The 19723-nt window shown below is 44.8% G+C and carries 15 protein-coding genes and 1 tRNA gene; 13 read left to right on the top strand and 3 right to left on the bottom strand.

What is annotated here, in order from left to right; all coding sequences use genetic code 11:
- Positions 1 to 55: 55 nt before the first annotated feature.
- Entirely contained in the window at positions 56 to 2578 is a 2523-nt protein-coding gene (locus L0M98_RS04910; protein WP_227215244.1) for an AsmA-like C-terminal region-containing protein, read from the top strand.
- A gap of 57 nt (positions 2579 to 2635) precedes the next feature.
- On the opposite strand, the gene L0M98_RS04905 is transcribed toward L0M98_RS04910, so the two are convergent.
- Both L0M98_RS04905 and L0M98_RS04900 read right to left on the bottom strand, forming a co-directional pair.
- Positions 2636 to 3601 carry a hypothetical protein gene (locus L0M98_RS04905; RefSeq protein WP_237961669.1) on the bottom strand — a complete coding sequence of 322 codons (966 nt, stop codon included), beginning with the start codon at positions 3599 to 3601 and terminating at the stop codon, positions 2636 to 2638.
- A gap of 684 nt (positions 3602 to 4285) precedes the next feature.
- Positions 4286 to 5266 (bottom strand): alpha/beta hydrolase, encoded by a 981-nt coding sequence (locus tag L0M98_RS04900; protein WP_227215243.1) that lies wholly within the window; start codon positions 5264 to 5266, stop codon positions 4286 to 4288.
- 87 nt (positions 5267 to 5353) lie between these two features.
- On the opposite strand from L0M98_RS04900, the gene L0M98_RS04895 reads away from it, so the two are divergent.
- From L0M98_RS04895 to L0M98_RS04885, 3 genes are all read left to right on the top strand, one after another.
- Positions 5354 to 6244: a DMT family transporter gene (locus L0M98_RS04895; protein WP_227215242.1), complete on the top strand. Its 891-nt coding sequence runs from the start codon at positions 5354 to 5356 to the stop codon at positions 6242 to 6244.
- Between the two features lie 695 nt (positions 6245 to 6939).
- On the top strand, positions 6940 to 7575 hold the full coding sequence (locus tag L0M98_RS04890) for a hypothetical protein (RefSeq protein WP_227215241.1): 636 nt from the start codon (positions 6940 to 6942) through the stop codon (positions 7573 to 7575).
- 27 nt (positions 7576 to 7602) lie between these two features.
- Positions 7603 to 8253, top strand: a complete 651-nt coding sequence (locus tag L0M98_RS04885) for a hypothetical protein (RefSeq protein ID WP_227215240.1) — start codon at positions 7603 to 7605, stop codon at positions 8251 to 8253.
- A 149-nt stretch (positions 8254 to 8402) separates the two neighbouring features.
- Here L0M98_RS04885 and L0M98_RS04880 read toward each other — a convergent pair.
- A tRNA-Arg gene (locus tag L0M98_RS04880) sits at positions 8403 to 8475 on the bottom strand.
- Between the two features lie 170 nt (positions 8476 to 8645).
- Here L0M98_RS04880 and L0M98_RS04875 point away from each other — a divergent pair.
- From L0M98_RS04875 to nudC, 9 genes are all read left to right on the top strand, one after another.
- The gene (locus tag L0M98_RS04875) at positions 8646 to 9437 is read left to right on the top strand and encodes a M48 family metallopeptidase (RefSeq protein WP_099292049.1); all 792 of its coding nucleotides are present in this window, start codon (positions 8646 to 8648) and stop codon (positions 9435 to 9437) included.
- A 320-nt stretch (positions 9438 to 9757) separates the two neighbouring features.
- On the top strand, positions 9758 to 12538 hold the full coding sequence (locus L0M98_RS04870; RefSeq protein WP_227215239.1) for a TonB-dependent receptor: 2781 nt from the start codon (positions 9758 to 9760) through the stop codon (positions 12536 to 12538).
- Between the two features lie 20 nt (positions 12539 to 12558).
- Positions 12559 to 13764 (top strand): DUF4876 domain-containing protein, encoded by a 1206-nt coding sequence (locus L0M98_RS04865; protein WP_227215238.1) that lies wholly within the window; start codon positions 12559 to 12561, stop codon positions 13762 to 13764.
- A gap of 21 nt (positions 13765 to 13785) precedes the next feature.
- A complete protein-coding gene (locus tag L0M98_RS04860; RefSeq protein ID WP_227215237.1) occupies positions 13786 to 15315 on the top strand; it encodes a DUF6850 family outer membrane beta-barrel protein in 1530 nt (509 codons plus the stop codon).
- Between the two features lie 14 nt (positions 15316 to 15329).
- Positions 15330 to 16214 (top strand): ABC transporter ATP-binding protein, encoded by an 885-nt coding sequence (locus L0M98_RS04855; RefSeq protein ID WP_227215236.1) that lies wholly within the window; start codon positions 15330 to 15332, stop codon positions 16212 to 16214.
- Between the two features lie 22 nt (positions 16215 to 16236).
- Entirely contained in the window at positions 16237 to 16905 is a 669-nt protein-coding gene (locus tag L0M98_RS04850; RefSeq protein WP_186975070.1) for a hypothetical protein, read from the top strand.
- A 20-nt stretch (positions 16906 to 16925) separates the two neighbouring features.
- Entirely contained in the window at positions 16926 to 18137 is a 1212-nt protein-coding gene (locus L0M98_RS04845; protein ID WP_227215235.1) for a DUF4857 domain-containing protein, read from the top strand.
- A gap of 11 nt (positions 18138 to 18148) precedes the next feature.
- A complete protein-coding gene (locus L0M98_RS04840) occupies positions 18149 to 18697 on the top strand; it encodes a hypothetical protein (RefSeq protein ID WP_186975068.1) in 549 nt (182 codons plus the stop codon).
- Between the two features lie 116 nt (positions 18698 to 18813).
- Entirely contained in the window at positions 18814 to 19644 is an 831-nt protein-coding gene (gene nudC, locus L0M98_RS04835) for an NAD(+) diphosphatase (protein ID WP_227215234.1), read from the top strand.
- Positions 19645 to 19723 lie beyond the last annotated feature (79 nt).

Here is a 19723-nt window from a genome sequence, read left to right as displayed (position 1 = left end):
TAACAATGGCTTGAATTTGCCTTTGCAATAACACACACGTAAATATATATAAGACATGAAAAAAGTATTTATCACATTAGCAATTATCATCGTGCTGATTATTGTCGCTCTTATGGTTATCCCCGTCTTTTTCAAAAGCGACATACTTCGATTGATCGAGGAAAAATCCTCTAAATATATTCAAGCGGAACTGGCCATCGGCGACGTTGGCTTGAGTATGTTCAAGAATTTCCCGAATCTTAGCGTTACTTTAGACGACGTGATGATTTCCAAGGAAGAAAATAACACCCGCGATACGTTGATCAACATCCCGTATTTCGAGGCATCGGTGAATTTAAAGTCCCTTATTTCAGGGAATGAAATTATTATTAATAACGTTCTGCTCAAAGACTGCTTCTTCAGTCCAAAAGTTAATGCCGAAGGAAAAGCTAATTGGGATATCATGGTACCTTCCGACACAACAGACGTGGAAACGCGAGAACCGGAAGCGACAAAAGAAGAACCGGCTTCCGACTCTGAAACCGCTATCGCTTTCAACAATATCGAGGTCAGAAATCTGGTATTGGATTATAAAGATTATCAAGCCTCAACGTTCGCTCACGTGGACGCGGTGAATTTGAACCTGAAAGGGAACTTCTCGGAAACGAACACCATTCTCAACGTGCTGCTTTCCCTAAAAAACATTTCTTTACGCCAAGGCAACAGCGTGTGGGTAAACAACACGGATTTCAACTGGCAGGCGGACATCGCCGCGAATCTAAAAGAGATGCAATTCAACATTCAGAAGAATGACATGGCGCTCAACGATTTAAAACTTGACCTGATCGGCAGCTTCGGTATCATGGAAAACGAAAAATACTCTATGGACTTGAAACTGAACGCTCCCGACACGAAATTCGAAAGTTTACTCGCTTTAATACCTAAAGATTTCCAAAAAGAACTCGAGGGAGTAAAAACTTCCGGTGAATTCCAACTGAGCATGGAAGCCAAAGGAGAATATTACGAGAATCATCTTCCGGCTATCAACCTGCATTTCAATATCTTGAACGCGAGCCTAAAATACCCGGAATTACCGGAATCGGTAGAAAAAATAAACCTGAAACTGAACGTGACCAACCCGGGCGGGACGGTAGCACAGACCGTGGCAAACCTAAGCACGCTCACGTTCACCGTTGCCAACAACCCGTTTAACATGAATATATTGGTTTCCAACTTGGACGATCCGACATTCAAAGGTGGCATGAAAGGAGTTATCAACTTCGAGAGCTTGAAAAAAGCACTTCCTCTTAAAGACATCACTCTTAGCGGAATATTGACAACCGACCTTTCTTTCGACGGGAAATACCAGTATATAGAAAAAGAACAATACGAGAAATTTACCGCTAACGGTAAAATAGCGTTGAAAAACGTACTGTTCAAGAGTGCGGATTTCCCGGAAGGCATCTCTGTCCCGTCGGGAGAAATAACGATCACACCCGCACGCCTTAACTTACAGAATCTACTGGTCAAAATCAAATCTTCGGATTTCGGGTTACAAGGATACGTGGCAAACTATCTGCCCTACGTGTTTAAAGACCAGACATTAAAAGGTAACTTCACGCTGACATCCAACACGATCAACGTGAATGAATTTATGACAAGCACGACATCCGGTTCGACATCTGATGCCGAAGCCGCCCCGGTAAAAGACACGACGGCAGTTCAATCTTCTGATGCCGAAGCCCCGGAAGGTATCGCCATTCCCAAGAATATCCAATTGGCTTTCAACACGAACATCAAACAAGTCCTGTACGACAGTCTGGTTATCAAAACCATCAAGGGAAGCATCGAAACAAACGGCGGTATCGCCACGCTAAAGAACTTGAGCATGGATATGCTGGAAGGCAATCTGCTCATGAACGGTTCGTACAACACCGCGAATCCGGCGAAACCATCCGTTGATCTCAACCTGCGGATATCGGATATTGATATTAATTCCGCTTACCACGCTTTCTCGTTTGTCAAAGAAAGTATCCCGATCGCCATGAATTGTAGCGGTAAAATCTCGGCAGCCATGAAATTCAGTTCGGAACTGGACAAAGAAATGAGCCCGATCATGACCACGGCAAACGGTGGCGGCAATTTGTCCACAACCGGATTCTTGATCAAGGATAACCCGGCCATGCTGCAACTCGCCAGCTTGCTGAAAAACGACGAATTAAGCCGCCTCAGTATAGCGAACTTGAAAGTTGATTTCAAGATCAACAACGGAAACATCACGGTTGAACCTTTCACGACAAATATAGCGGGTAACCCGACCACGTTTCAAGGAACACAAACGGTTGACGGCAAAATGGATTACGTGATGTCAATGAACATCGCCCGCAAATATTTCGGGAAAGACATTGACAACGTACTCAAAGCCATTCCCGGCGCCGACAATATCAAATCTCTCGACGTGGACGTGAAGATAGGCGGAACCTTATCCAAACCCACGGTGACACCAGACTTGAGCAAGGCGTTGAAATCCATTCAAAAAGAAGCCGGCAAAGAACTCAAAAACAATATCCTGAAAGGATTAGACAAACTATTCAAATAAATAATGCAATTTCCGATTAGGTGGGTTGATACTCACCTAATCGGAAATCATAAACCATCAAAGGCTTCCCACCAACCTCCGTTGTTCCTCGAAAAACATCACCCGTTGTTTCTCTCCGCTAACGGTTATCAGCGTGGAAGAACGTTTCAACGACTGTAACCAACAACGCAACCGCTCGTAAGTATACGAATCCCGTGAAGTGACCATATTCAAGGTAAAAGCCTTCAACATGCTCAGATGAAAATCACGAGAACCGAAATAACAATAATTCGTGTCGAGATTAATATTGGACAGATAAATAAGCATCTCGTTCCCCGTATCCGTAAAACGTCCCTTCGCAGCGAAATGCTCCATATCATCCAACAAATGCATTAAATCCTCCTTCAAAGCAACAACATCTTCCGGGGTAATCAAATTGATACTAGCGAAAAACTTGATATCCGTCACGAGGTAATGGAACACAAGATGATCAAAAATAAAATAACTTGATTTAAGCTGTCGGGTAACCCGCAAGTACTCCTGTTGCATACTTGCCAACTGTGGCGTGATTTTCACTTCGCTGTAATGCTTTAATGAATCGACATGGCTATACTGGTACAACCACTTGAAAAGATAAAAGCGTGTAATGTTGGAATAGTAATAACAAAAAGACCTCGGCAGAATATTGGTCGACTGTCCGGCTTCCCAATCCTCCCCGTCCTTTACCATGGCAAGCAAATTGATAAACTCTCTCATCATCTTATAATCCGACTCTAACGGATTCGCGTACTCCACCAATTTCAATTGAAAAGGTCTGCTCTTCCCGGTATCCGCTTGTGCCAGATTATCGAGCGAGATACCCAGTTCTTTCGAAACAGTCATTACCTCGATAAAAGTAAAAGGAACTTCGCCCCGCAACCTTCGATATACAGCCTCGCGTTCGATATACAGCATATCTACCAAGGTGTTTGTCAGCTCGGCTCCTCTCGGAATTCTCTTTCGCAATTCCGAGAGGAAACCATCATACAGTGTAACTTCTTTCATGTTCATGTGCGATAATTTATTTAACAACCCTCTACAAAAGTAGAGGATTTTCAAGCGAAACCTCTGAAACAAAATAACGATATTATGACTAATTTCGACACAGTACCCTGTTTTTTCCTCTTGAAATAAACATCCAACATTAGCCCCATTCACCCGCTTCTTAAAAATGAAAATCTGACAGGGATGTCCTTTCCTTCTGTCAATCATTCAAGCGAGAAAAAGAACTTCTACAGTTCACGTAAAAACGCTCCCGCGAGTACTTGATTTACGTCTACAAAAACAAAACAATCTTTCATAACTTTACATCAGTTCAAAAAAGATAAATATCAAATAAAAACCTTTGCCATGAAAGCTAACCCTCGAAACACGAATGACCATCACGAATTTAAATATATTATTACTGTATTCGGTTCATTCTTTTTTTCAAATTTGTTTAACACGGGGACAATAAGTCCCCGTGCTTTACACCCTTGGAGTACTTTTACCAACGTAAACGATACAAACTATTCAGATTGTTCACCTCAATGTGTACACGAAGATCTCCAATCGTAGGCAAGAGGACACCTCGTTCCGAACGCGGACTAACGGAACGGGTTTCAAAAGAGCCTCTCGGGGTCCACGCTTCCTTTCGATGATGACCCAAATACTCCATTAACCACGCGTGGACCCCAACCTTACGAATAATTACCCTAAAATCTCCCACCAACGAAAGATTTCCCGGTACACGTTTTCCCGTACCTCTTTCCCGGAAAGCACCAAATCGTGCAAACCGCCGGGAATAGCGACAATATCGACATCGCCCCGGATATTTCGGGCAATCCGTTTGATATCCTCCACGTTCAGAATAGAATCGCGGGTCTGAATCTGTTCCTTGTCTTTAATATCCGTAACCGACTTTTCAGAATGTAGTATTAAAAAGGGAGCATTTACTGAAAACGGCTTCATCAACTCCCGTTGCGCTTTATATATCGCCCGCACCCATCCCAAATTAACACGGGGTGCAACATGCGGTTTCCATGTCAAATCATAATCCCACTCCCCCAGACACACCTGATGAAGATACTTCCCGTACTCCTCCGCGAATCCGCCCGCAACCTTTATTTCCGGCATATATTTACCCACCCAAGCGACCAACGGCAATAACTTTCGCACCACCCGACTCTGGTTAAATTCGAAAAACGGGCTATTCAGCACGAGAGCGTCAAAAAGCGGATTGTCCCGCTTTTCCTTGGCAAAGAGCGTGATGATCAACCCACCCGTGGAATGTCCCATTAACACGGTTTTCCGGATCCCCTCCTCACGGATAATCCTCAACGCCTCCTCTATCTCTTCAAAATAGGTTCTCAAATCCCGGATATCATTGAATTTCTGGCGAGGCAGCCACGAACGACCGTATTTTCTCAAATCCAAAGCATAGAAATGAATCCCCCGTTCATTAAACCGGAATGCCATCTCTTTTTGGAAAAAGTAATCATTAAAACCATGGATGTAGAGTACCGCCAACCCCTTGTCCGTTATTGCCAAACGACGTACCAAAACGCTCACAGCCTTTCCCTCGTAATCATCCCGCAACGAAATACTCCGTTGTTCAAACCCGTCTTTCAAAATATCTTCCGTGTAAGAAGTCGTCATGGCATTCATCGTATTATGGATTACATCTTCCAAATGTATAATTATTTACCGTGATTCATCCTTCTTTTAGAGATTAAATTATAATTTCGCTCCGGACGAAAATCATACAAATAACATAAAATGAAAGAAGCCTTTATCAAACTACACGTATCTATCATTCTTGCCGGGGCAACGGGAATATTCGGGAAACTGATAACGCTGAACGAAGGATTGCTGGTTTGGTATCGCATGATGTTCGCCACTCTTTTATTCTCGATCATATTGTATTTCAAGAAAGAATTACACAAGATCGCTCTCGGGGATACGCTCAAAATAGGTGGTGTCGGGTTACTCCTTGGATTTCATTGGGTTTTCTTCTACGGAAGTATCAAGGCATCCAATGTATCGATCGGGGTGGTATGCTTCTCGCTGACAGGATTCTTCACGGCATTTTTGGAACCCCTAATTTATCGGCGCAGAATATCTATCAGAGAAATACTGTTCAGCTTGTTGACGTTGTTCGGCATTATTCTAATCTTCCATTTCGACACCCGTTATCGTCTCGGGATCTGTCTGGGTGCCATATCTTCCGCCCTCGCCGCCCTTTTCACGATCACGAATAAAAAAATCGGAAGCAAGCACGTGACAAGCACGTTGCTATTGTATGAAATGGCAGGCGGATTTATCGGACTCTCCTGTTTATTACCTCTTTACTTGAGCTACTTTCCCGTACCAACGATACTCCCCGATTTATCGGATTTCATCAACCTGCTGTTATTGGCGTCAATCTGTACGATCGGGTTGTATATTCTCCAGATTCAAGTACTAAAAACAATCTCGGCATTCACCGTCAACCTAAGCTACAATTTGGAACCCGTGTACAGCATCTTACTGGCCATGTTACTCTTCAACGAGGCGAAAGAACTGAACATCTCTTTTTATATCGGACTCATCATCATCATACTCTCGGTTATCCTGCAAACGGGAAGTGTCTTTATCAAAGATTCTACTACGAAAAGAAAAACCGTCTGAATTACCTGTACAATTAAATACACTCTTTATGTTTGGGATTTTTCTTTTCGATTTACCATCAGGCGGTTGTAGGGGTATGTGATATATAAGAATTCGGACAAAATTCGAAGAGAACCCGTGGAAGTCCTGTGTCAAACACGAATCACTTTCGAATCACTCCCGTTTCAAAGGCGCTTGGGAGCGTTTTTGACACGGGAGTAATTCTATAATGATATAGTTGCCTGTACTGATTACGTCGGATTCAGCACGGGATATCGGTTGCTTAAAAGCGTGTTCATGTCTTAAAAGAGGGTGTTCGTGAAAACACGTGAGCTCTTTATGAAATATGGTTGGAAAAGGGTAAAGCGGGAAGTATCTTTGTATTAGAAAAGTTCTTTGACATGTTGATAAATATTATTTGACGAGACTGACAGAATCACAGAATTCAAAGTAAAAAGCGTTTTCATGCATCTACATGCAATAATTCCCAGAAAATAACGCACTATTAAAAATTAGTTGTATATTTGTATTGATCGACATAACGCAAGGGCGGGGAAACCTGCCAATTAATGACAGGCATTTTTTATGCCTGTTATCTCCATACGGCGGTTTCCGTACCCCCGTGAGGAGTGTTAATGCACCCTCGGCCCTTGCGGTGTCGATCAACGGGACAGGCGGAACCGTCTTTTTTTCTGCCTTCACTAATACAGCATATCATGGATGATTTGACTCGTATGAATTCCGTTGTAGAAGGGGATAATTCCAAGAAAAGTTATTGTATCGTTACAAGCAATCAGTTAATGTATGGCATCTCTAGGCAACAACTTGAAACCCTGCAACACAGGATTAAATTATTTCGGGAGCGGGAAAAGACAGCACGCAAAAGAATGAAAGAAGATCGCAAAGATTTTTGGTTTTCTATAGAAATGGATATGAATCTTGGTGAAACGTGCGATGATCCAAGAACTTATTATTACATTTTTTCTTCTGTCGGAAATATTCAGTGTATCACTTATTCACAGGTAAAGGCTCTTTCTGACGCGCTTCAAACTTTTTTAAAGGATAACACGAGGCTATTACGTCTTCAACACATTGATGATTCGACATGGGTTCACGAGGATCGAGAGAATTTTCTGATAGAGATACGGGAAGACGAATTAGCGAACGAGCGCGAAAACCTAATTGATGATAACATGGATGTTTCAAAGGGTATCAATCATGGTTGCTGGGATGCTAAACCTACATTTTACTACACGCTATATATTAACGGACAAAATTCGGACAAATTATCTCCCCCCGAGTTTGAAAAACTTGAAAAAACACTGGCTGATTTTTTACGGGAAAACAAGTGATTTTATAATAACAAAAAACGAATTACCATGAAAAATGACAACATTCCCACTTGTGCCACGAGTCAAGATGAGCCCGGGCAGAGTTATTATTTAAAACTCGGAAGAGAAGCCATTCACGGGTTATCTCTCGAGGATTTGGAATCTCTTTATGAAGCGATAAATGATTTTTTGGATAGAGAAGATGAGATTCTCATGGCTAGCGAGGATTTAACCCCTGATTTTGAAAAGAGTACCGAAATTTATAAGATAACCACTTTTAATGACGGAATTTTTGATGCGAATTATAGCGCTTATGCCTTTAATGTAGAAATAGAAAGTACTCCTTCTTCAGTAATACTGGACTTATTCTTGTCCCTTCTCTCGTTCTTGAATCAAGTCGAGAAAATGGATATACAATGTTCTATCCCGGGGCTGAAACTTCAAAAAATCAAATCAACACAATCGAGAAAAAACAATCTTGACGTCCTGTTACTGGAAGAAAATGACGCTCAAAAGAAAATAGAGGTGATAAAAGATACACCAATGATTGTAAAAAGCGAAACACTAACAAAAATAAGCATGGCTCCCAAGATTAAATATAACGTGCAAATTAACGATCAGGATTTCGATGGTTTATCTCGCGAACAAGTCATAAAAATTCAAACCGCAATCGGTCGTTTTTTAGAAAACGTGGTGTAACAAAACACGGATAATTTGAATTCCCGCAAGCGAGTATAGCAATTGTTCAAACTATACAAATTTCCCGATTGAATCAAAAAAATCAAACCTTGTTTATCGTTGATATACAAGGTTTGATTTTTTATCTTGTCATGTTTCAGACATTCCAGTGAACTCGGCGGGAGTCGAACCCACAACCTCTTGGGCCGTAACCAAGTGCTCTATCCATTAAGCTACGAGTCCTTTTTCTTGAGCGATGCAAAGGTAATATAATTTCTTTTACACGAATCATACGGGGGAAAATATTTTTCAAATAATCTGCAACTATTGCCTTATCTACGGGAAATATATATTTTTGCCCACCAAAATAGAGATACGTAACAAAACATACATAATAACATAAACAATTAAAAATGAAGAATTTATTTATACTTATCTTTTTAGTCGCCGGAGTGACGACATTGCAGGCGCAAATCAAAATCGGTAAAATGAAGATTGACACGAAAAAAGCCATTCAAGCCGGAAAGGACGCGGCAGGAGCAATCACTCTTTCCGATGAGGATATAGCAAGCATGAGCAAAGAGTACATGCAATGGATGGATACTCACAATAAACTAGCCGCACCGGATAGTGAATTAGGTAAACGATTAGCCAAGATCACGGCAAACTTTCCGGAAATAGAAGGTTTAAAGTTGAACTTCGGCGTATATGAAGTCGTGGATGTCAATGCGTTCGCTTGCGGGGACGGTAGCATCCGGGTATGCGCCGGATTAATGGAACTCATGACGGATGACGAAGTACTTGCCGTTATCGGACACGAGATCGGGCACGTGGTTCACCACGACTCCAAAAACGCCATGAAAAACGCTTATCTTCGTTCTGCCGCTAAAAACGCCGCGGGAGCCTTGAACGAGAATGTATCCAAATTAACAGACTCCCAACTAGGCGATTTGGCCGAAGCATTCATGGGTGCCCAATTCTCCCAAAAACAAGAAAATGCCGCGGATGATTACGCTTTTGATTTCTGTATCCGGCAAAATGTCGACCCGTATGCCATGTCAAAAGCTTTAAATAAGCTGGTTGAACTTTCAGCAGCCGGCGGTGAGAAGGCGAATCTCATTCAAAAGATGTTTTCTTCTCACCCCGGAAGTGCCGAAAGAGCTGCCCGTTTAAAAGAAAAAGCCGATAACCTGCAAAAGAAATAATCAAACGTTTTCTATACGGTAAGATGTAGCGGCAGAATAGGTAATTCCCAATCTGCCGCTACATCAATAAATGAAACTCACCTCTATTAGCTATTAATCGCTACGCCAATTCATTACAACACTCGTACAATTATCTTACAACAAGTCTGTTACAAGCCATAAAGACACACCACCACAAATAGGGATGCCGTTTTTTAAATATCCTCATTTATGGTGATGGATTCGTATTTTGTGATGCCGTAATTTTGTGACGTAAAAATATTCACAGGGAATCAACCGTGGCAACCAATAATACACGAGTAACAAATTGTAATAAAGATATGATTATTAATAAATGTATATGGATAAAAAATAACAGATTATGTAGGCTATTTATTCTATTTTCATTTATCCTTTTCACCCTACCCGGTTTCGGGCAAAAAAACACGTGTCATTTACAAGGTACCGTACAAGACAAAGAATCAAAAGAAGTATTGGAATTTACCACCGTATCTCTAAAAAACGACACGATACAATTAAACACGGTCAGCGACAAAACCGGACGTTTCAGTTTCAGAAACATCAAACCGGGAACATACACCTTGAGCCTGTCGTTTATCGGGTATCTTCCCCTTCACCGGACAATCTCAATTCATCGGGACACAACTTTGTCTTTTCACATGCAAATCGACACGATCACGTTACAAGACATCATTGTCACGGCATCCGAATCACGAGGTTTAACCTCCTCTTCCAAAATAAACCGGGAAGCCATGAATCTGCTGCAACCGTCAAGTTTCACGGATATTCTCTCTCTGTTGCCGGGAGGGATGACCAAAGATCCGTCCCTCGGGAGTGTAAACAAAATACGATTGCGTGAAGTAGGGATATCCAGTTCCGATTACGACGTAACTTCACTCGGGGTTTCTTTTCTGATTGACGGTATTCCGTTAAGCACGGACGCGAATATGCAGCAAATACCGGGAAGCTATCAAGGCGAGTACGACTACAATCGCAACAGTATCGGGAAAGGTGTCGATACGAGAACTCTGTCAACCGATTTCATACAGTCGGTGGAAGTCATCCGCGGTATCCCTTCCGTGGAATACGGGGAACTCACGAGCGGACTGGTAAAAATCACCCGTAAAGCGGGAGTCCACCCGTGGGAAATACGCCTAAAAACTGATGCCGGGAGCAAACTCGTCTACGCCGGAAAAGGACTGGCAACCCGAAACGGCTGGACTATCAATTTCGGAATCGACTATATGGACTCTAAAATAGATCCCCGCAATAATCTCGAAACATTCAAGCGCCTCACGGGCTCCGTACGCATCGGGCGTACTTGGAATATATTGACGTGGAACCTGAACGCGGACTACGGAAGTTCGTTCGATAATGCCAAGAACGATCCGGAACTCTCGTACAAAAAAATAGATAAATACAAATCGACTTACAACCGCGTGGCTCTAGCCAATTCTCTATACTGGAATTTCACGAATAACCGATTGCTAAAAAGCCTCTCGCTATCCGCGGCAATAGATTACTCGAAAGACCAAATCAAACGTACGAAATACATTTCCCTTGACAAGGACACCCCTATTCCCGACAACACGGAAGAAGGGGAACACGACGGAATATTTCTTCCCTACCGCTACACGGCACACCTGAAAGTAGACGGTCAACCGTTGAACGCTTATAGCAAAGCGATGGGAGAACTGGGATTCAACATATCGGGAGTAGAAAACGCGATGAAAATAGGTGCCGAATGGAGGATGAATAAAAACTTGGGGAAAGGACAGGTATATGACTTGACCCGTCCTCTCTACCCCTCGATGAAAGCACGTCCCCGCCCGTATGACGACATCCCGGCAGAACACACGCTGGCATTCTTCATCGAAGACAGGATAACCGTACCCGTGGGTACACACAATTTCCAAGCGGCAGGAGGTGTCCGTACCCTTATCCCATTGAACATTGATAAAGAATACAAGATTAACGGTAAAACTTATTTCGACCCGCGGGTAAATTTATTATGGAAATTCCCGACCACCTACTTGTTCAACAGAATCCTGAATATCCAACTTGCCGGGGGTATCGGTTGGAACACGAAAATGCCCGTCATGACACAACTCTACCCGGATACCCGATACGTGGATCTCACACAATTGAATTACTACCACACGAACGAAGAGTACCGCCGATTGAACATGATGACTTATAAAGTAGACGTCACCAATTTTAAACTAGAACCTGCGCGCAATCGCAAATGGGAAGTTCGATTTGACTTCGATTACAGTCAAAACAACTTCTCCATGACCTACTTCAGAGAAAAAATGACATCCGGTTTCCGTACTTCTTCCTTCTGGCGTACTTTCGATTACAAAAAATACGATGCTTCCGCGCTTGATCCCGGTTCCATACAAACACCCCCGGATATCAACACGCTCCCTTACAGCACAGACACCGTGATTTACACCTTCGGTCAAACCACCAACGGCAGCATGATCATCAAGGAAGGAATTGAGTACCATTACACATCCAAACGTATCGAAAGCATTCGCACCAAGATCACGATAAACGGGGCATGGTTCAAATCGACCTATCACAACAGTCATCCCGTCTACCGGAATGAAAGTACGCTCATAAACGGGGCACAAATCAAATACGTCGCCCTGTACCCGGATGATGACGGGTACATCAAACAGCAATTCAACACGAACTTCGCGTTCGACACGTATATCCGTCCCTTGGGACTTAGCTTTGCAACATTCGTGCAGTGCTTGTGGATTTCCAGCCAGCAAAGCAAATGGAAAAGCGGAACGCCATTAAAATACGTGGGTATAGACGGGATAGAACACGATTTCACGGCAGATAATCTCTCTGATCCCGTGCTCCAGTACCTCGTGAAACAGTATAATAAAGAACTATTCATAAAAAGGACAGACCCCATTTCCATTAGCGTACATTTTAAAGCAACCAAAAAATTTATGCGGGATAAAATAAACTTGTCATTGTTCGTGAATAACATACTTGATTATAACCCGGATTACAAGGAAAACAATTTATCCGTCAGACATTACGTGACGCCCTATTTCGGCATGGAACTGAACTTGAATCTATAACCATTAAATAACACCATAAAATGAAACAGTATTTTATTATTTTCAGCTTAATTGTAACAAGCATCTTCAGCTTATCATCCTGTAACGATGATAACAATTCGATCCGGACAACGGTCTTTACCCTTACGACAGAAAACCCGAAAGACCTAACCGATCCGTCGGTTAGCAACCTGACGGCCAGCTTCAAGAACATCAACACGGGAAGAACGACCACGAGTAACGCTTTCTCCGGTAATCAGCTTGAAGTCGAATTAACCGAAGGAATATATCATATCACGATTGAAGGTAACGTGAAATACTCTTTCGAAGAACAAGAAATGAATACCAAAATCAAAGGTTACAAAGAATCCGTGAACATCACCGGAGAAACTGCCTCATCCTCGTTGACCTTGTTCTTATCTCAAGAATTATCGGATTTCGTGATTGCCGAAATATTTTTTACCGGAACAACCACTCCTGAAGGCAAACAATATGACGGGGATAAGTTTATCAAAATCTACAACAACTCCGACACGGTCCTTTACGCTGACGGACTTTCCGTATTGGTGTCAGAATTCCTGACGGTTACCAAACAAGACTACACCCCGGACATCATGAGCAAAGCCATGGCGGTAAATGCTATTATCACCATCCCCGGCGACGGCACGGTGTATCCCGTGCAACCCGGCGAATCGATCATCATCGCCGACAACGGCATCGACCATCGCGAAGCGAACTCGCAGTCGTTCGACTTGAGTAAGGCGGACTTCGAGATATTCTATGACGAAACAAACGATATTGACAACCCCGCTGTAACGAATATCAAGACACCCTACGATAGATTCCTTTTCCACAACCGGGGATCTAAAAGTATGGCCCTCGCCCGTATCCCGAATATAGAGGAGTACGTACTTGATTCTGTCAATATGTATCATTACGAGTACACCTTCGTCTTTGGCGAACACGTGATACCCATGGATGGAGATTGCCTCCAAGTGCCGAACGAGTACATCATCGATGCCGTGAACATGACCATCCCTGCCGAATTCCAATGGATCGTAACCTCTCCTTCCTTGGACATGGGCTGGACTCACTGCGGTGAAATTGACAAAGACCAGAACCGTTACAACAAAAGCGTACGCCGGAAAGTGCTGCCGACCACCGTCAACGGGATAGAGAAATTACAAGACACGAACAATTCGACCTTAGACTTCGAGGCGGATGCCGTTCCTTCATTAGCTAAATAACTATTATTAAACAAGTAAATCATGAGGTCTTTATTCATTCTGATTTTCAGTTTAACCGTTTTATTCTCAAGTAGTCGGGCACAGGATACCCTTTCGGTAAACACCCGCACGCGGGTATTTTTCTCCCCGGGAGAAAACTTCGTGTCACAAGCGTACCGCAACCCGGCATTACAATATTACGCTCATTCTTTTTCATTGACCGAATTACAAATTGGCTGGGAGCAAACGAGTGCCGACAAGGCACTCCTGCCCCAGTTAGGTTCAAAGACTCAGAATTTTAATTTTAACGTATCGTCATATATTTCATTACGGGCAAATAGCAAAACTTGGGGCAATGCATATTACAAAAACGGGAAACGGAACAACGTGCAATGGAACGAGACCTCTGATTTTTTAACCGTCTATCCTTACGTCATGGCGGACACGCTGGGCGGTAACCTGAAAACCGAAGAATACTACTTCGCCGGAGGGTACGCGCAAGCGGGCAAACACTTCACGTGGGGTATATTCGCCAATTACAGGGCACTCATCGAGTATCGTAATCGGGATCCCCGTCCTAAAAACGTGGTTTCCGACCTCAAAGGCTCCGTGGGCATCTCCGCGAGAATAACACGGCGTTATGACGTCGGTCTTGCCATCCACGCGGGCAAATACAAGCAGACAAACGACGTTAAATACTACAATGAACTCGGTACACTTACCGAATACCATCTCTTTGGACTGGGAACGGACTCCCGCCGATTCTACGGTAAAAACTCCAGTGTTTACTATAACGGGCACCGGTACGGGGCAAGCGTCGAACTCTTTCCCCGCGCTAAAAAAGGACTTTCTGCGGCTGTCGAATACGAGCGATTCACTTTCGAGAAAATCATCTCCACCCTCAACAACCTGCCTCTGAACGAACTGAACCAAGACGAAATAAAAGCCGAGGTAGCGTACATGACACGTACCCCTCGCGAACAATGGGGACTAAAACTCAACGGCAGCTACCGGAACCGCAAGGGCACGGAGAACCTTTTCGGCGACCCCACCACGGGTGTTTACCCGCAAATCGGCAGCACGGAACAATTATCCGTCAAGAGAAACAACCTCTCACTCTCTTTCCTGTACGGCAGAGAATACAGGGAAAAGCAATTCTCGTGGAACATTCTGCCGCAAGCAGAGATGAACACGTTCAAGATGACTTACCTCGACCCTGCCCGACTCATGAAACTGAACGACCTGACCGGACGAATGAATGTATCACTCGCTAAAAGCATAAAGAAATCCACTTTCCGCCTCGATGCGGAAGGTGAATACCGCTACAACACGGACGCGGAATTACAATTAACAGATATAGACGAAACCACGCGACGCCTGCTGGAACCGGTAAACACGGTATACGCAAACCTCTCAACCGACAGCTGGGCTTCCGATATTTCACTTCGCTGGGATTACACGCTTTCCCGCGGGGACAAAGGCATTTTTATCAAAATCAACTGGCGGCATGATGCCTTCAAGGGCGACCTTCAACGGGAAACCTTACAGGCACATTGCGGCTTCACGTTTTAAACAACAACAACTACATGGAAAAAGTCATTGAATGTAAAAACATCACCCACTACTACGGCGAGAAACTCATTTACGAGAACTTGAGTTTCGACGTCGAGAAAGGAAAGGTGTTGGGATTACTCGGGAAAAACGGTACCGGGAAAACCACGATCATCAACATCCTCAACGGTTACCTACAACCCCGGTCGGGAGAGTGTTTTCTCCTTGGGGAAAACATGAACCACCTCACTCCCGCCACTAAAGCTAAAATCGGGTTATTGCTGGAAGGACACGTCCAACATTCTTATTTCACGATAGAACAGATTGAAAAATATTACAGCGCCTTCTTTCCCAACTGGAAAAAAGAGGCATTCTACGAACTCATGGAGAAACTGAACGTGGTTCCTCTCCAGAAGATCAACCACATGTCATGCGGTCAGCGTTCGCAAGTGGCACTGGGACTTCTTTTCGCCCAAGACCCGGAACTGCTCATCCTCGATGACTTCTCCATGGGACTCGATCCCGGTTATCGCCGCCTCTTTGTCGAATACCTCAAAGACTTCGCCGCAAAAGGCGACAAGACCATCTTCCTCACGTCGCATATCATTCAAGACATGGAACTCCTGATCGACGACTGTATCATCCTCGACTACGGACGCTTGTTGATACACAAACCGACACGCGAAATCATGGATAACTTCCACCGTTTCCGTTTCTCGCTTCCCGACGGGCAATCCCCTGCGAAACACGACGCCCTGTGGAACACGGAGAAAGTCAACGGCTTATGGACAACTTATTCTTTCGAACCCGCCGACAAAGTCCGGGAAATACTCGTCCCGCGAGGAACGGAACTCCCCGGCTTGCAGATGGAAGAACTAACCCTAGAAGACGCGTTCATCGGGTTGACCGGGAAATATTAATCACTAAAACGACATCAAGATCATGAATAAAGCACTACTTTTTAAAGAGTGGATCAAAACCCGCTGGATACTCCTGCTCATCTTCGCGGTATTCGCGTTGGGCATGGCATACATCGCCCTGCGTATATCCAGCGCCTCCCGCAACGTGGGTATACCCCACCTCTGGGAAGTATTTATCCAGAAGAACGTTGTACTTCTCGATCAATTGAAAATGTTTCCCCTGCTGGCGGGCATCATCCTCGGCATAGCGCAATTCATACCGGAAATGGTAAAGAAACGCTTCAAACTGACCTTGCATCTCCCCTTGGGCGAAAACCGTATCATCTTCTTGATGCTGGCGTACGGGTTTACAGCGTTACTCCTCGCCTTCGCCGTCTGCTACGGTTGTTTTCTCTGGGGACTATCCCTCAACTTCCCCCGTGAAGTCATCGGGGCATGGTTCTCTACCACACTCCCGCACATGCTGGCAGGTCTGGCAGCCTACCTGCTCACCGCTTGGATTATACTCGAACCCACGTGGTTACAGCGCATCTGCAATGCGATTATCGCCCTGCTCCTCCTCTCGCTCTTCATCACGGAAGGCGTACCGAGAGCGTTCACCCCCATGCTTCCCTACCTGTGCGGGGCAATCATAATCCTGTTCCTGTTTCCGAAGATATCCATCCGCCGATTCAAACAGGGTATGCAATAACGATCAAACATCAAGAAAACATGAAAATAAAGATACTATATATCGGGCTTTCCATATTCCTTTTATCATGGATCATCCCGTCACTCGTGCAACTCACCACGGACTCCTCTGTCCGTTACCCGTTCACGTATTACAGTTCCGTGATTAACCAATTCTGTTACATCGATCCCGCTGACGAACGCCTCATGGGCAAGGACCTCGACGGCAACTCGTACACGGACGCTGAATTCAACCGGGTACTCCCCATGTTCTATTACCGGCAATTGGCAATGGAAAACGCCTTGCCCGACTCCATTCAAGGGGTTCCCGTGGATTTACAGGCGATCGCGCGCAATAACTTTTTCTTCTGGTACAAGCCCAAGGACAAAAACACACCCGTGATCGAACTATACCCCATGTTCGAGTCATGTTCCGGGAAAGTAGACCTCGAAAACCCCGACGACATGTTCCGTCTGAAAGAGCGTATCGAATTTATCGACATGGAAACGAACCGGGTGAACGAAGAGAAATCCGCCCGCTTCCAGCAAGCCCTCGATGCAGCCGGATTCTCTGCACCCGCACAATGGGTGGCGGGCATCCCCTCCAGTATGAAATCATACGACGAAGGTTATTTCGTACTCGACAACCGCAATAACCTCTTCCACGTGAAGATGACAAACGGCAAACCTTTCATCAAGGACACGAAAGTCGGAACAAGCATCAAAACGCTCGCCATGTTCCCCAAGGAAATGGAAAACCGGAGCCTCTACGGCTTCCTGTACGACACGGACGGCACCCTCTATTATCTCTCCACCGACGGTTACCGCCTCGTGAAGGTACTGGAAGGCATCAACCCGGACATCGACCGCATATCCGTCATGGCAAATATGTTCTATTGGACAGTTGTCAAGGAATCACCCTCGGGCGAATACACCTATGCCTTGGAAAACGGCACGATGAAGCAAGTGGCAGACCTCTATCGCCCCGCCACTCCCTCGACGTGGGACAAGGTATCTCCTTACCTCTTTCCCTTTACCGTGGGGTTCGGCGACAGCTCCAACAGCTACATCTATCCCCGCGTATCGGCTTACCATTTCACAGCCCTAGGACTCGGCGCTTTGCTGGCGATCATAACACTCGCCCTCTACCGCCGTCAAAAACCTTACGCGAAATACACGGCAGCCGTCATCTCCCTGTTCACGGGCGTAGCGGGTTTTATCACCGTTTGCCTTATAGCAAGAATTAAAAACTAAATTATATCATCATGAAGAAATCAACACTTATAATCATCGCTACCGGCATCGCCGCTTGTTCTATCGTTTCATGCAAAAGCAAACCCAAGAACACCCAAGCCGATGCACAAAAGCAAACCACGAGCATCACCGAGAAAGCATTAAAAGTCAATGATCTCCTCGCCGTGGCTGACCAACGTGTCAATGACACCATTGTCTTCCAAGGCCCCGTGAAGCACACCTGCTCCCACTCCGGACGCCGTTGCTTCATCTCCGACCCCACGGACGAAACCACGATCCGCGTAGAAGTCGGTGGTAACATCAAATCCTTCAACCGGGAATTAGTCAATTCCGAGATCGCGGTAACCGGTGTTCTTAAAGAACAACGCTTCTCGAAAGAATACATCGACAAATGGGAAAAAGAACTGAAAGAAGAAGAAGCCAAAGGTGAAAAAGATGAGGCTCACTGCGATTCCGAGAAAAACAGCATCCTCAAAATGCGCGAATGGATGAAGAAAAACAACAAAGACGCCTACGTCATTTACTACGTCGAAGGCATCGACTACGATATTGTAAAGTAGTTTAAAATCGCATAAAAAGAGAGGATGTCAAAAGTCTGTTGTACTTTTGACATCCTCTCTTTTTATCCTACCTTTGTCCCCTATAAATAGTTATTCAAAACTCAGCGTATAACACCATGATACAGGACATCGCACCACATACATTCTCAAACGCCTATTCCAATCGCAAACCCGAAACAACAGACTTCGCCCTCTGTTTCAATAACCGTACAGTTCTCCTGCACGAGCAAAACGGTGCCATACGTTTCCCCCGCTTCAGCGAGTTGAGAGGTGACACGGACACACTTTTCCAATCCGCCACCTACCTGTTCTCCATAGATGATGACCGATTCTATTGGATAGACCGACCTGCCGAGGAACAAGGCGAGTTCCGTTTAGTCGATATCTCCGTGTTCAGAAAAGCCTTTCCCCGTCATTCCGCTTTCGCCGGAATCACCGCTTACAGCTTGCACAAGTGGTACGACAACCATCGTTTTTGCAGTCATTGCGGGGCAAAAATGTCTGCCCACGACAAAGAACGCATGATGCATTGTGAAAAATGCGGGAACATGGAATACCCCAAGATCATGCCCGCCGTGATCGTTGCCGTCACGAACGGCGACAAAATACTGTTATCCAAATACGCCAACCGCGAATACACGAGATACGCCCTCCTCGCCGGATTCACCGAAATAGGCGAATCCGTGGAAGAAACCGTACGCCGGGAAGTCATGGAAGAAGTCGGCCTGCACGTCAAAAACCTCAAATACTACAAAAGTCAACCTTGGGCATTCTCCGACACCCTACTCATGGGCTTCTTCGCAGAAGTCGAGGGAAATGACCACATCACCCTAGACAAAGACGAACTCGCCGTCGCTGAATGGTTCCCCCGCCGGGAAATCCCCGCCAACGAATCGGACATCAGCCTCACGAGCGAAATGATCGAATATTTCAGAAACAACAATTAGTTCGCCTGCGGCGAGTTGCAAGTTGCAGGCGAACCTTTTTCGCTTTCCCTCCCTCTTTTTTCGTTTTACTTCTCCCGAA

Origin of the sequence: Butyricimonas sp. DFI.6.44 (genome assembly GCF_022132345.1) — a bacterium.
Lineage (GTDB): Bacteria > Bacteroidota > Bacteroidia > Bacteroidales > Marinifilaceae > Butyricimonas > Butyricimonas muris.
Note: the sequence above shows the minus strand (reverse complement) of the source record. Positions and strands in the feature narration are given on the sequence as shown.